Genomic DNA, 13,737 nt, shown 5'->3' with positions numbered 1-13,737 from the left:
CCGAAGAGTGGACGGGGCAGACAGGCCGGCAGGAAGGGCAAGGGGCGAGCGTTTTGACGGAGCACGAACCAGACAACCCGCTCAAGGCGGCCGAACGCGATATCATGGCGCTGGGGATTGCCACGGCCTCGATCATCCTGCTGGTCGGCACCGGCGGCTCGGTCATGCCGCAAGTGATGGACGTGCTCTCGGGCGAAGGCGGCAAGCCCAATGTCATCCTCGTCAACGCCCTGCTGCTCAACATCGCGCTGATCATCTTCGGCTGGCGGCGCTACCGCGAACTCACCCGCGAGATTGCCGAGCGCCGCCGCGCCGAGGCGCGCGCACAGCATCTTGCCGCTACCGATCCGCTCACCGGCTGCCTCAACCGCCGCTCGATGTTCGAGGCGACCGAAGACCTGCGCGCGCGCGCCGCGATGCGCGGCGAGGCGGTGGCCTATTGCATGATCGACCTCGACAACTTCAAGCAGATCAACGACATGCACGGCCATGCCGCGGGCGATGCGGTGCTGGTGATGATGTGCGAGCGGATCGGCACGCTGCTCGGGCGCGAGGCGCGGCTGGCGCGGCTGGGGGGCGATGAATTCGCTTTCGTCATGCCCTTTCCCGCAGGCCATGCCGACCGGGTCGACGATCTCGTCATCCGCCTGTTCGAAAGCCTCGCCCAACCCTTCCGCATGCCCGAACTGACTGTCGATCTCACGCTCTCGATCGGGCTTGCCGCGGATCACGACGCGGACGGCTCGATCGGCCTCGTTGTCGATGCCGCCACCCTGATGCACCGCGCCGACATGGCGCTCTACCATGCCAAGAAGCAGGGCCGGAACCGCTACTTCTGGTTCGAGCCGACCATGGAAAGCGAGCTGAGGTTCCGCAACCAGCTCGAAACCGGGATCCGCCGGGGCCTCGCGCGCGGCGAATTCGTGCCGTTCTACGAACAGCAGGTCGATCTCGACAGCGGCGCGCTGGTCGGCTTCGAGATGCTGGCGCGCTGGCGCTCGCCGCAATTGGGCCTCATCAGCCCCGACATCTTCGTGCCGATCGCCGAGGAGATCGGGCTCATCAACGAGCTGTCCGAGCGCCTGATGGAACAGGCCTTTGCCGATGCCCGCGAATGGGACGAGACGCTGTCGCTGTCGGTCAACATCTCGCCGGTGCAGCTGCGCGACCCGTGGTTTGCCCAGCGCATCCTCAAGAAGCTCGTCACCGCCGGCTTCCCGCCGCAGCGGCTCGAGATCGAGATCACCGAAAGCTGCCTGCACGAGAATATCGGTCTGGTGCGCTCGATGATCATGTCCCTGCGCAACCAGGGCGTGCAGATCGCGCTCGACGATTTCGGCACCGGCTATTCGAGCTTCGAACAGCTGCGCAACCTTCCTTTCGACCGCATCAAGATCGACCGCAGTTTCGTCAGCGACCTGAAGGAGCCGGGCAAAAAGTCGCGGCTTGTCGATGCGATCGTCTCGCTGGGCCGCGGCCTCGATCTGCCGCTGACCGCGGAAGGTGTCGAGGACGAGGAGATCCTCCGCGCGCTCAAGTCGATGGGACGGCTGAAGGCGCAGGGCTATTTCTACGGCCAGCCCGAGGATGCCGAGGGGGTGCGCACAAGGCTGCGGGCGGCAGGCCTGCTGACCGGCAAGAGCGCCGCGGCGGCGCGCGCGGGCGGCGATGATGCGCAGACGCTCTACCGCACCGCCCGCCCCTGAAGTGGCCCGAAGACTGGACGCGCGGGCCGCGCGTGCATAGATGCACGCCCAGTGAGCACGACCATTCCCTTCATCAAGATGCACGGGCTCGGCAACGACTTCGTGGTGATCGACGCGCGCGAGGTCGCCATCCCCGCGATGACGCCCGCGATCGCCCGCGCGCTCGGGGACCGGCGGACCGGGATCGGGTTTGACCAGCTGATCCTGCTCGAGCCGAGCGACACCCGCGATTTCCGCGTGCGCTTCTTCAACGCCGACGGCAGCGAGGCCGGTGCCTGCGGCAATGGCAGCCGCGCCGTGGCACTGCTCCACGGCGCTCCGGCGGTGGTCGAGACCGGCGGCGGCCCCATCGCATTGGAACCGCTCGATGGCGGCGCGCGGGTCGACATGGGCGCGCCGCGCTTCGATTGGGACGCGATCCCGCTCGCCTATCCGGTGGACACCTTTGCGATGCCGGTCGGGTGGGAGACGCTGGAGGGGCCGATGGCGGTCAATGTCGGAAACCCGCACGTGATCTTCTTCGTCGAGGATGCGGAGGCGGAGGCGCTGGATCGGCTCGGCCCGGTCATCGAACACGACCCGCTCTTCCCCGAGCGCGTCAATGTCAATGTCGCGAGCCTTGCCGGGCCGGACCACCTCACCTTGCGCGTGTGGGAGCGCGGCGCGGGCCTTACCCGCGCCTGCGGCACCGGGGCCTGCGCCACTGCCGTCGCCGCGATCCGCCGCGGCCTTGTCAACAGCCCGGTGCGCGTGACCCTGCCCGGCGGCGACCTCGCAATCGCGTGGCAGCCGGGCGGCCCGATCCTGATGAGCGGGCCCGCCGCCGAAGCCTTCCGCGGCACGTTCCGCTGGGACGACTATTCTTGAGCGCACCCCGCATCATCAGCCTCGGCTGCCGCATGAACATCGCGGAAAGCGAGACCATGCGCGCGATGCTGGCGGGCGAGGACAATCTCGTCGTCGTCAATTCCTGTGCGGTCACCGCCGAGGCGCTGCGCCAGACGCGTCAGGCGATCCGCCGCGCGCGCCGCGAAGCCCCCGCCGCCCGGCTCGTGGTGACAGGCTGTGCGGCCGAGATCGACCGTGCCGCCATCGGTGCGATGGCCGAAGTGGACGGGCTGGTCGCCAACGCCGCCAAGCTCGATCCGCGGGCGTGGAACGTGCCGATGGAAGCGCCCCCCGTCGCCCCCGCGCGTACCCGTGCCTTCGTCGCGGTGCAGAACGGCTGCGACCATGCCTGCACCTTCTGCATCATCCCGCAAGGCCGGGGCGCGAGCCGTTCGCTGACTGTGGCGCAGGTGCTCGGCGAAATCGAAGTGCATCTGGCGGCGGGCGCCAGGGAGGTGGTGCTGACCGGCGTCGACCTGACCTCGTGGGGCCACGACCTGCCGGATGCCCCGCGCCTCGGCGTGCTGGTCGAGGCGATCCTAGCCGCCTTCCCCGCCCTGCCGCGCTTGCGCCTCTCGTCGGTCGACGGAGTGGAGATCGACCCGCTCCTGTTCGATCTCCTGGCGGGCGAGGCGCGGATGATGCCGCACCTGCACCTCTCGCTCCAGCACGGCGCGGACCTGATATTGAAGCGCATGAAGCGGCGGCACCTCAAGGCCGATGCGCTGGACCTGGTCGCCCGTCTCAAGGCGCTGCGCCCCGAGATGGCGATCGGTGCGGACCTCATCGCCGGCTTCCCGACCGAGGACGATGCGCAACATGCGCAAAGCCTTGCGATCATCGACGAACTCGGCATCGTCCATGCCCACATCTTCCCCTACTCCCCCCGCCCCGGCACCCCCGCCGCGCGCATGCCGCAGGTCCCGCGCGACGTGGCGCGCGCCCGCGCTGCCGAATTGCGGACCCGCGCCGCCACCGGCCGCGCGGCGTGGCTTGCCGGGCTTGTGGGCGAAACGCTCCCCGTGCTCGCCGAGCGCGGCGGCACCGGCTATGCCCCCAATTACGCCCCCGTCGCCCTGCCCCCCGGCACGGCGGCAGGCACGATCATCGACGTGACCCCATCGGGCCTCAGGGAGGGCCTGCTGCAATGACTGAAACCAGCTGGACCCAGCGCCTGTTCGGGGGCTTTGCCAAGACCTCCGAGCGGCTGAGCGCCAATCTGCCCGGCACCAGCGGCGGCACCGCCAGGCTCGACGATGCGACCCTGGACGAGGTCGAGGATGCGCTGATCCTCTCCGACCTCGGCCCGTCGGCCGCCGCCCGCATCCGCGCACGGCTCGCCGAAAAGCGCTTCGGGCTGGAGATCACCACCCGCGAGCTGAAGGAAGCCGTGGCCGAGGAAATCGCCGCGATCCTGCGCCCGGTCGCAAAGCCGCTCGAAATCACCGCCTTCCCGCGCCCGCAGGTGATCCTGGTGATCGGCGTGAACGGCTCAGGCAAGACCACCACCATCGCCAAGCTCGCGCACCTCTTCCAGGAGGACGATTACGGCGTGCTGCTGGCGGCGGGCGACACCTTCCGGGCGGCGGCGATCGGCCAGCTGGCGACCTGGGCGGGCCGCATCGGCGTCGACCTCGTGCGGGGCCCCGAGGGCGGCGATCCGGCGGCGATCGTGTTCGATGCGGTGAAACAGGCCACCGACACCGGGATCGACGCGCTGATCGTCGACACCGCCGGACGCCTCCAGAACAAGAAAGAGCTGATGGAGGAGCTGGCGAAAATCCGCCGCGTCCTCGGCCGCCTCAACCCCGAAGCGCCGCACGATGTGGTGCTGGTATTGGATGCGACCAACGGCCAGAACGCATTGTCGCAGATCGACGTCTTCAAGGAGGTCGCAGGCGTCACCGGCCTCATCATGACCAAGCTCGATGGCACCGCAAGGGGCGGCGTGCTGGTCGCGGCGGCGGAGCAATACGGCCTGCCCATCCACGCCATCGGCGTCGGCGAGAAGATGGAGGACCTGCGCCCCTTCGACCCCGACCTCGTCGCGCGTGTCATCGCGGGGGTGGCGTGATGGCCGAGGGCGAAGGCAGGAAGGCCGCTTCCAGCTGGCTCAATGTCGCGGTCGATTACGGCCCGCTGCTGGTGTTCCTCGGCGTCTACCGCTGGAATTCGCCGGCCGAGCCCAATGCGGTGAGCGAACTTGCCGCGATCATCGCCGGCACCGCTGCCTTCATGGTCGCCGCGGTCGCCGCGCTGGCAATCTCCAAGTGGCGGCTGGGCAAGGTCTCGCCGATGCTGTGGTTCTCGACCGCTCTGATCGTGGGCTTCGGCAGCCTGACGATTGTCTTCGGCGATCCGACCTTCGTGCAATTGAAGCCGACGATCATCTACGCCAGCTTCGGCGTGGCGCTGCTCGGCGGGTTCGCCATGGGCAAGGCGCTGCTGCGGATCCTGCTGGAGGCCGCCTTCGAGGGGCTGTCCGACGAGGGCTGGCTCAAGCTGTCGCGCAACTGGGGGGTGTTTTTCCTGGTCCTCGCGGTGCTCAACGAGGGCTTGCGCGCGCAGCTGGACTTTGCAGGCTGGCTGTGGGCCAAGATCTGGGTGTTCCTGCCGCTGACCTTCCTCTTCACCTTCAGCCAGATCCCGCTGCTGATGAAGCACGGGCTGAGCTTCGAGGATGCGAAGGACGACGCGCTCGAGGACGAGCCGCCGACCGGCGGCTAGATCTCGACCTGGCTCCCCAGCTCCACGACCCGGTTGGTCGGCAGGCGGAAGAAGGCCATCGCGCTGGCCGCGTTCCTCAGCATCCACGCGAACAGCTTTTCGCGCCAGATCGCCATGCCGGGCTTGGATGAGGGCAGCAACGTCTGGCGCGACAGGAAGAAGCTGGTGTTCATCATGTCGAACGCGCCGTCGCACAGGTCGAGCGTGCCGAGCAGCTTGGGCACGTCGGTCTCCTCGAGGAAGCCGCAGTAGATCGTCACGCGGTAGAACCCGTTGCCGAGGCTCTTGCATTCGTAGCGCGCGCTCTCCTCGACATAGGGCATGCCGCGCACCTGCACGGTCAGGATCAGCACGCGTTCGTGCAGCACCTTGTTGTGCTTGATGTTGTGGAGCAGCGCGCTCGGCACGCCCGAATTGGTCGAGGCCATGAACACCGCTGTCCCCGGCACGCGGGTCGAGGAATTGTGCGCGCTTTTGGCGAAGATCTCGATCGGCAGCGAGCCGTCGGCCATGCTCGCGCGCATCAGCTCGCGCCCGCGCGACCAGGTGGTGAGCAGGGTGAAGATCACCCCGCCGATCATCAGCGGCACCCACCCGCCCTGCGGCACCTTGATGAGGTTGGCGCCGAAATAGGCGATGTCGAACACCAGAAAGGCGGCGACCAGCGGCACGGCCTTCCACGCGGGCCATTTCCACAGCGAGAACAGCACCGCGGCAAGCAGCAGCGTGTCGATGAACATCGCGCCGGTCACCGCGATCCCGTAGGCTGCGGCAAGGTTGCTGGATGACTGGAACGCCAGCACCAGCACGATCACCATGATCATCAACGCCCAGTTGATCGTCGGGATGTAGATCTGCCCGGCGGCAGACGCGCTGGTGTGGCGGATTTCCATGCGCGGGATGAAACCGAGCTGGATGGCCTGCTGGGTAAGACTGAACGCGCCCGAGATCACCGCCTGGCTGGCAATGATCGTGGCGAGCAGCGCAAGGATGATCACCGGCACGCGCACCAGATCGGGGATCATCAGGAAGAACGGATCCTTGACCAGCGCGGCGGCCTCGGCGGGCGAGGACTGCGAGAGGATCATCGCGCCCTGCCCCATGTAGTTGAGCATCAGCGCCGGGTAGACGAAGGTCAGCCACGACACGCCGATCGGCTTCCTGCCGAAATGGCCCATATCGGCATAGAGCGCCTCGGCCCCGGTCACCGCCAGCACCACGCTGCCCAGCGCGACGAAGGCGATGAACCCGTCTTTGGCGAAGAATTTGAGGGCATTGAGCGGATTGATCGTCTCGATGATGATCGCCGGATCGGCCTGGAGATGCATCACCCCGAGCACCGCCAGCATCGCGAAATAGGTGAGCATGATCGGCCCGAACAGCTTGCCCACCCGTTCGGTCCCGCGCGACTGGATCGCGAACAGGCCGAACAGGATCGCAACCGCCGTGGGCACGATCCAGGGCTTGAAGCCGGGGACGATGTACTGGAGCCCCTCGGTCGCCGAAAGCACCGACATGGCCGGCGTGATCATGCTGTCGCCGTAGAACAGCGCGGTGGCGAACACGCCGAGCAGGATCAGCGGCGCGGTCCACCCCGCCTTGGACGCGCGGCGCTTGATCAGGGCGAGGAGCGCCAGGCTCCCGCCCTCGCCGCCATTATCGGCGCGCATGATGGTGAAGGCGTACTTGATCGTCACCACCATCATCATCGACCAGAACACCAGGCTCAGCACCCCGTGGATGTGATCGACATCGGGCGATATGCCCGGCGCGCCGTGGTGCGAGGCAAAGGTTTCGCGGAAAGCGTAGAGCGGGCTGGTGCCGATGTCGCCAAACACGACCCCGATCGCCCCCACGGCCAGCGCGAGCGGGGAGCCGCTGTGGCCGTGGCCGGAGGCGGTATCGTCGGCGTGATCGCCGGAGGAAGCTGCGGTGCTGCTCATAGTAATCGGATTTCCCGTATCCCCCCGGTACTGCCCAGTCGGCGCGTCAGACTCGCACGCCGTAGGGCGGCGCGCCTAGCACCGCATGTTCGCAGCCGCAATATGGCCCTGTCGTGTGACACGCGGCGGACATCAGCGCCAGTGGGCTTATTGCCCCTGTAGCATCGGCGCGCGGGCGATCATGTCGTCAAGCCGCGCGACGTCGGCCGCCAGCCCCTCGCGCCACGGCGCATCGGGGGGCGAGCGGTCGAGCAGGCCTTTCCAGACATTGCGCGCAGCCACCACCTCGCCGCTCTGGAGATAGGCATTGCCGAGGAAATAGGCCGCGCCCGGATGCTGCGGGTTGATCGCATCGGCGCGCGCAAAGGCCTGCACCGCGGCAGGCGTCACAAAGCCATCGGCATGGCCCACCAGCGCAAGGCCCAGTGCGAGCCAGCCTTCAAGGTCGTTCGGATTGTCCTTCAGCCCCTTCTGGAGCAGCCCGGCGGCATCGCCGAAGCGGCCTTGGCGCGCGAAGGCATCGGAGGTGACGAGGTAATCAGGCGGGCGGCGGCCCTGATCGAACAGTGCCGCGCGGCCCTCGACCATTTCCTCGCCCTGATCGCCAAGCTGCGCGGTCGGCGGCTTGGGCGCGGAGGGGACTTGCGGAGAGCCCTGCCAGGCATAGCCCGCAAGGCCGAACACCAGCACCGCGCCGAACAGCGCAAGCCCCTCGCGCGGGAGTTTCATCACCAGCACCGCCAGCGCGAAAGCCGCCAGCGCCAGCGCGGCCACGGCAAACCATGTCTGGATCATGCCGCCGCCCCCGCATCATCGCCGTCCGAGCGCCGCTTGCCGAGCCGCCGCAGCAGCACACCGGCAACGATCAGGATCACCAGCAAGGGAACCGCGAAAAGCGGCCAGGTGGTGCTGCTCACCTCGGGCTCGTAGCTGACATAGTCGCCATAACGCGCGATCAGCCAGCGGCGGATCGCCTCGGGGCTTTCGCCTGCGAGGATACGCGCGCGGACCTGATGGCGCATATCGCCCGCCATCGGCGCGTCGCTGTCGGCGATCGACTGCGACTGACACTTGAGGCAGCGCAAGGTGTGCATCAGCGCAGAGGCCTCTGCCTCCAGCCTGGGATCGGCGAGCTGGTTATAGGCATAGGGCGCAGGCGGCATCGAATCCTGTGCAGCGAGCGGCAGGGCGAGCACCGTCAGCAGCACGGCAAACAACCAGCGGATCATTGCGCCTTCTCCAGTTCGGCAAGCAAGGTCGGCACATCCTCGGCGCCGATATCGCCGATATGCTGGTAGCGGATCACGCCCTTGCCATCGATCACGAAGGTCTCGGGCACGCCGGACGATCCGATCGCCAGTTGCACCTCGGAAATCCTGTCGCTGCCGATGCGGGCATAGGGGTTGCCGTATCTGGCGAGGAAGCCCGCGACATCTGCCGGCTTGTCGCGGATCGCGATGCCGATGATCTCGACGCCCTGCTTTTGCAGCGCTTCCAGTTGCGGGGCCTCGGCGATGCAGGGCAGGCACCAGCTCGCCCAGATGTTGAGGAGCTTGGGCCTGCCGGTGAAATCGGCTCTGGAAGCGCCGGGCAGGCCGTCAAACGCGGGATCGAGCGCGAAGGCGGGGAGCGGCTGGCCGATCATCGTGCTCTCGACGAACTGGTCCTTCTCCTGCGTGAGCATATAGGCCGCGAGCCCCGCGAAGAAGGCGAACAGCGCGAGCGGGAGCCACAAGGTGAGCTTGCGCATCGCCTACTCCGCCGGCTGGGGTGCAGCCGCCCCCAACGCTTCGACATCGGCGCGGCGCTGCGCGCCCATGGTGCTCGCCGCTCGGCGCTTCAAGTCGACCCGCATCCGCCCGACGATGGAGAGGATACCGCCCAGCCCGATCAACAGGCCGCCATACCAGATGAAGGTCACAAACGGCTTCCACCAGACGCGCACCTGCCAGCGCCCGTCTTCGGCCTGGTTGCCGATCACGGCATAGAGCTGGCCGTTCCACTTGGTCAGCAGCGCGCTTTCCGAGGTCGATTGCGGGGGCGACCAGAAACTGCGCGCCTGCGGGGTCAGGATCACCGGCTCCCCGCCGTTCTGGCGCACCGCGAGGCGCGCTTCCATCGCGGTCCAGTTGGGGCCCGCGATGGGCGTCACAGCCTCGAGCGTCACCGCGAAATCGCCGATCTGCTCGGTCCCGCCCGGGGCGACCGCGGCAAGGCGCTCCTCGGAGAAGGCGCCCTCGCAGGCCATGCCGAACAGCGAGACCGCGATGCCGAAATGGGCGATGACCATGCCCCAGGTGGCGACCGGCACGCGCGCGAGCGTGCGACCCCGCAGCGGCAGGAACGCGGCCACGCCGAGCGCCGCGGCCAGCCCGAGGCCGAGCAGCGGCAGAAGCGGGAACTGGCCGAAGAAGCTGACGAGCGCGATCACCCCGATCACCAGCGCCGCGATCAGCGCCAGTTCGAACTGGATGCGCGCCGGCTTGTCGCTTTTCCAGCGCAGCAGCGGCCCGACCGCCATGACGAGCAGCATCGGAACCGCGAAGATCGCGCCCGCCGGATTGAAATAGGGCGGGCCGACCGAGACCCGGACATCGAAGGCTTCGGTCAGCAGCGGGTAGAGCGTGCCGAGCAGCACGATCGCGAGGATCGCCGACAGCATGACATTGTTGAACACCAGCGCACCTTCGCGGCTGGCGGCGGCGAACCGCTTGCCCTCGGCCACCGCGCCTGCGCGCAGGGCGAAGATCGTGAGGGCCCCGCCGATATAGAGGCCGAGCAGGCCGAGGATGAAGGCGCCGCGCTCGGGATCGACGGCAAAGGCGTGGACGCTGGTGAGCACGCCCGAACGCACCAGGAAGGTGCCGAGCATCGACATCGAGAAGGCGAGCACGCCGAGCATGATCGTCCACGTGCGCAAGGCATCGCGCGCGGCGAGCACGCTGACCGAATGCATCAGCGCGGTCGCGGCGAGCCACGGCATCAGCGAGGCGTTCTCGACCGGGTCCCAGAACCACCAGCCGCCCCAGCCCAGCTCGTAATAGGCCCAGTAGGAGCCCGCCGTGATCCCGAGCGTCAGCAGCACCCACGCGCCCAGCACCCAGGGGCGCATCACGCGCGCGAAGGCGGGGTTGACCTCGCGGGTCAGCAGCGCGCCCATCGCAAGGCTGAAGGCGACCGACAGGCCGACATAGCCCGCGTAAAGCGTCGGCGGATGGATCGCGAGGCCGATGTCCTGGAGCAGCGGGTTGAGGCCATTGCCCTCGGCAGCGGGGACGGCCAGACGCTCGAAGGGATTGGAGGACAGCAGCAGGAAGGCATAGAAGCCCAGCGCCACGAAGCCCTGAACGGCCAGCGTTGCGGCCATGGTGCGTTCCGGCAGGCGGCGCTCGAAGGCGGCGAGCATCCCGCCCGAGGCCGCCAGCACGCCGACCCACAGCAGCATCGAGCCCTCGTGGTTCCCCCAGGTCCCGGTCAGCTTGTAGATGAAGGGCTTCATTGAGTGCGAATTGGTCGCCACCAGCTTCAAGGAGAGGTCGGTGACCGCAAAGGCGCGCAGCAGCAGCAGGAAGGCGAGCACCGCGAGAAAGGCCTGCACCACCGCGGCGGGCCGCGCATAGATGGCGAGCGGATTGGTCTGGCCGGGGCCGGCACGCAAGGTGAGCGCGCCCGAGACCAGCTGGAGCACCGCAAGCGCGGCGGCAAGCCACAGGGCGGCAAGACCGATCTCGGCAATCATCGCTGGCCCCTCTCCCGCATCACCCTTGCTACTTCAGCCCGACCGTGGTGTCGGCGGCCATCTTGGCGGCGTCATCCGTGCCCATGCCTTCCAGCTCCTTGGGCACGTAATTCTCGTCATGCTTGGCGAGCAGGTTGGTCGCCTTGAACACGCCGTCCTCGCCAAGGCTGCCCTCGGCAACGACGCCCGAGCCTTCGACGAACAGATCGGGCAGGATGCCGCTGTAGCGCACCGGGATGGCATCGGCCGAATTGCCGGTGACCTTGAAGTTGACCGTCACCCCGTCCGCTTCGGTGACCAGCGAGCCCTTCTGCACCATCCCGCCGAGCCTGACCGCCTGCCCGACTTCGGGCGGCGCCTTGGCCATCTGTTCGGGCAGGTAGAAATAGTTCGCCTGGTTGCGCAAGCTCCACGCCGCCATCAGCCCCGCGCCGACAATCGCGAGCAGCGCGATGATCACGAGAACCAGACGCTGGTGCTTGGCCTTCATATGTCCCTCTCAGCGCCGCCGGGTGGCATCGCGGCGCGTCTCGGCCCGCACCATCGCGCGCCGCGCCCAGAACACAAGTGCGATGAGTGCAACCGCCGACACGCCGTAAGCGAGCCACACGAAAAACCACTGGTCGAGCGCCTCGCGCATCACGCCTGCTCCGCCATCGCGGCCGCCGGCGCGTCGTCATCGAGCGCGCGGCGGCGCAGGCGCGCCTCGACCTGCGCCTCGGCGATCAGCGCGCGCATCCGCATCAGCACGATCGCCCCGAACAGCAGCGAGAAGCCCACCACCGCCACCAGCAGCGGCACCAGGAAGGTCGCCTCGATCGCGCTCTTGCCGGCAGTGATGCTCGGCGGCTGGTGGAGCGAGTTCCACCACACCACGGAGCGGTTGATGATCGGCACATTGACCGCGCCGACCATCCCGAAGATCGCGGCGATCCTGTCCGAAGAGCCTTCGCGGCTGGCCGCCTCGGTCAGCGCGATGTAGCCGGCATAAAGGAACAGCAGCACCAGCATGCTGGTCAGCCGCCCGTCCCATTCCCACCATGTGCCCCACGTCGGCCGGCCCCAGATCGAGCCGGTCGCAAGACACACCGCGCAGAACACCATCCCCGGCACCGCGATCGCCCGCGCCGCGATGGCGGCGAGCGGGTGCTTCCAGATCAGCAGCATGGCAGAGGAAATCGCGATTCCCGCCCAGCCCCCCATGCCGAGCCAGGCGGCGGGCACGTGGACGAACATGATGCGCACGGTGTCGCCCATCAGCCGGTCGGGCGGGACCATGAACAGGCCCCACCCCACAGCGCCCAGCGACAGCACCAGCCCGCCCCAGAACAGGAGCGGCATCAGCCACTTCGCAAGGGCGAGAAATCTGGTGGGGTTCGCGTAGATGTGCATGGGTTTTCGCTGTCGGGGCGCTTGTAGCCTTACACCCGTTCCCGACAAGAGCGCAAATCGCGGGCCGCGCAGATTGTTCCTGCCGCCCCCGGGCGGGGCCCTCAGCCGCGCCCGATCAGCTTCTGGGCCATCCGGTCGGCGACGGCATCGGCGGTGAGGCCGCTGCTCGCGCTTTCCGCCCAGATCGCCGCGAGCCGCCCGGGGATCTGCGCGACCAGCGCGTTGACCTCGGCGACATCGCCGCTGCGCCCTTGCGCGCGGGCGAGATATTCGGTCGCAACCGAGATGATGCCGCCTGCATTGATGACATAATCGGGCGCATAAAGGATGCCGCGCGCCGCCAGCGCCGCGCCGTGTTGTGCCTGCGCGAGCTGGTTGTTCGCCCCCCCTGCGACAATCGCGCAATCCAGCATCGCGATCCCGGCATCGTCGAGGATCGCGCCCAGCGCGTTGGGGCTGAACACGTCGCAGGGCGTCGCCATGATCGCATCGGCAGCAACCGCGACGCCGCCCAGTTCGGCCGCGAGCGCGGAGGCGCGTTCGGCGTTGATGTCGGCGAGCGTCAGCCGCGCGCCGTCGCGTGCCAGCAGCCGCGCCACCCCGCCGCCGACGCTGCCGGTGCCCTGCAAGGCGACATGCACGCCCGCAACGCTATCCTTGCCAAGCTGATGCGCGACCGCCGCCTTGATGCCGAGATAGATGCCGTAGGCGGTGAACGGCCCGGGGTCGCCGCCCGCAGAACCATCGCCCTCGACCGGCAGCCCCGAGACATGCGCGGTGCGCTTGGACACCGCGACCATGTCGGCCTCGCAGATGCCGACATCCTCGGCCGTCACATAACGCCCGCCGAGCGCTTCGACAGCATCGCCGAAGGCGGCGAGCATTGCCGGGGTCTTGGTGCGGGCGCTGTCTGCCAGGATCACCGCCTTGCCGCCGCCCATCGGGAGCCCTGCCATGGCGTTCTTGTAGCTCATCCCGCGCGACAGGCGCAGGCAATCGCGCATCGCGCCGGCCGGATCGGCATAGTGCCAGAAGCGCGTGCCGCCCGCCGCGGGGCCGAGATGGGTCGAATGGACCGCAATGATCGCCGTCAGCCCGCTCGCCCGGTCGTGGACCAGCGTCACGCTCTCGTGCGCGTCGAAATCGGGCTCGGCCCAGAATGCGGTCATGCCTATCTCCCCTGCCCGGCCGGTGCGGCGCGGACCTGCTGCATTGCGCGGCTTCGGACGACAGGGGGAAAATGGGGCGACCAATGGGGCTCGAACCCACGACCTCCGGTACCACAAACCGGCGCTCTAACCAGCTGAGCTATGATCGCCACACGCCCCTGCCCGCATACCAC

Annotated in this window: 14 protein-coding genes and 1 tRNA gene; 5 read left to right on the top strand and 10 right to left on the bottom strand. The window is 68.2% G+C overall.

Annotation, left to right across the window (positions count from 1 at the left end; translation table 11 throughout):
* Nucleotides 1-53 precede the first annotated feature (53 nt).
* From D620_RS0112740 to D620_RS0112720, 5 genes are all read left to right on the top strand, one after another.
* Nucleotides 54-1,706 carry a putative bifunctional diguanylate cyclase/phosphodiesterase gene (locus tag D620_RS0112740; protein WP_017666203.1) on the top strand — a complete coding sequence of 551 codons (1,653 nt, stop codon included), beginning with the start codon at nt 54-56 and terminating at the stop codon, nt 1,704-1,706.
* A 78-nt stretch (nt 1,707-1,784) separates the two neighbouring features.
* The gene (gene dapF / locus D620_RS0112735) at nt 1,785-2,573 is read left to right on the top strand and encodes a diaminopimelate epimerase (protein ID WP_033376850.1); all 789 of its coding nucleotides are present in this window, start codon (nt 1,785-1,787) and stop codon (nt 2,571-2,573) included.
* Nucleotides 2,570-3,745 (top strand): MiaB/RimO family radical SAM methylthiotransferase, encoded by a 1,176-nt coding sequence (locus D620_RS0112730; RefSeq protein WP_026092197.1) that lies wholly within the window; start codon nt 2,570-2,572, stop codon nt 3,743-3,745. Before dapF ends, D620_RS0112730 begins: the two co-directional genes overlap by 4 nt.
* A complete protein-coding gene (gene ftsY, locus D620_RS0112725; protein WP_017666200.1) occupies nt 3,742-4,668 on the top strand; it encodes a signal recognition particle-docking protein FtsY in 927 nt (308 codons plus the stop codon). The genes D620_RS0112730 and ftsY overlap by 4 nt, the downstream gene beginning before the upstream one ends.
* Nucleotides 4,668-5,321 carry an inner membrane-spanning protein YciB gene (locus D620_RS0112720; RefSeq protein ID WP_017666199.1) on the top strand — a complete coding sequence of 218 codons (654 nt, stop codon included), beginning with the start codon at nt 4,668-4,670 and terminating at the stop codon, nt 5,319-5,321. The genes ftsY and D620_RS0112720 overlap by 1 nt, the downstream gene beginning before the upstream one ends.
* On the opposite strand, the gene D620_RS0112715 is transcribed toward D620_RS0112720, so the two are convergent.
* The 10 genes from D620_RS0112715 to D620_RS0112670 form a co-directional block, all read right to left on the bottom strand.
* Nucleotides 5,318-7,264, bottom strand: a complete 1,947-nt coding sequence (locus D620_RS0112715; protein ID WP_017666198.1) for a potassium transporter Kup — start codon at nt 7,262-7,264, stop codon at nt 5,318-5,320. The two genes, D620_RS0112720 and D620_RS0112715, sit on opposite strands and share 4 nt — an antisense overlap.
* 147 nt (nt 7,265-7,411) lie before the next feature.
* Entirely contained in the window at nt 7,412-8,059 is a 648-nt protein-coding gene (locus tag D620_RS0112710; protein ID WP_017666197.1) for a tetratricopeptide repeat protein, read from the bottom strand.
* Nucleotides 8,056-8,493, bottom strand: a complete 438-nt coding sequence (locus tag D620_RS0112705; protein ID WP_017666196.1) for a cytochrome c-type biogenesis protein — start codon at nt 8,491-8,493, stop codon at nt 8,056-8,058. Before D620_RS0112705 ends, D620_RS0112710 begins: the two co-directional genes overlap by 4 nt.
* The gene (locus tag D620_RS0112700; RefSeq protein WP_017666195.1) at nt 8,490-9,014 is read right to left on the bottom strand and encodes a DsbE family thiol:disulfide interchange protein; all 525 of its coding nucleotides are present in this window, start codon (nt 9,012-9,014) and stop codon (nt 8,490-8,492) included. Before D620_RS0112700 ends, D620_RS0112705 begins: the two co-directional genes overlap by 4 nt.
* A 3-nt stretch (nt 9,015-9,017) precedes the next feature.
* The gene (locus D620_RS0112695; RefSeq protein ID WP_017666194.1) at nt 9,018-11,003 is read right to left on the bottom strand and encodes a heme lyase CcmF/NrfE family subunit; all 1,986 of its coding nucleotides are present in this window, start codon (nt 11,001-11,003) and stop codon (nt 9,018-9,020) included.
* Nucleotides 11,004-11,031: 28 nt separating this feature from the next.
* On the bottom strand, nt 11,032-11,493 hold the full coding sequence (gene ccmE, locus D620_RS0112690; RefSeq protein ID WP_017666193.1) for a cytochrome c maturation protein CcmE: 462 nt from the start codon (nt 11,491-11,493) through the stop codon (nt 11,032-11,034).
* A 9-nt stretch (nt 11,494-11,502) separates the two neighbouring features.
* A complete protein-coding gene (gene ccmD, locus D620_RS16095; protein ID WP_017666192.1) occupies nt 11,503-11,643 on the bottom strand; it encodes a heme exporter protein CcmD in 141 nt (46 codons plus the stop codon).
* A complete protein-coding gene (ccmC, locus tag D620_RS0112680; protein ID WP_017666191.1) occupies nt 11,643-12,395 on the bottom strand; it encodes a heme ABC transporter permease CcmC in 753 nt (250 codons plus the stop codon). Before ccmC ends, ccmD begins: the two co-directional genes overlap by 1 nt.
* Before the next feature lie 101 nt (nt 12,396-12,496).
* Nucleotides 12,497-13,564, bottom strand: a complete 1,068-nt coding sequence (locus D620_RS0112675; protein ID WP_017666190.1) for a Leu/Phe/Val dehydrogenase — start codon at nt 13,562-13,564, stop codon at nt 12,497-12,499.
* Nucleotides 13,565-13,636: 72 nt separating this feature from the next.
* A tRNA-His gene (locus D620_RS0112670) sits at nt 13,637-13,713 on the bottom strand.
* Between the last annotated feature and the right edge of the window lie 24 nt (nt 13,714-13,737).

The organism is Porphyrobacter sp. AAP82 (assembly GCF_000331285.1).
In the GTDB taxonomy this organism is placed as follows: Bacteria; Pseudomonadota; Alphaproteobacteria; order Sphingomonadales; family Sphingomonadaceae; genus Erythrobacter.
This window is presented reverse-complemented; position numbering and strand designations above follow the sequence as displayed.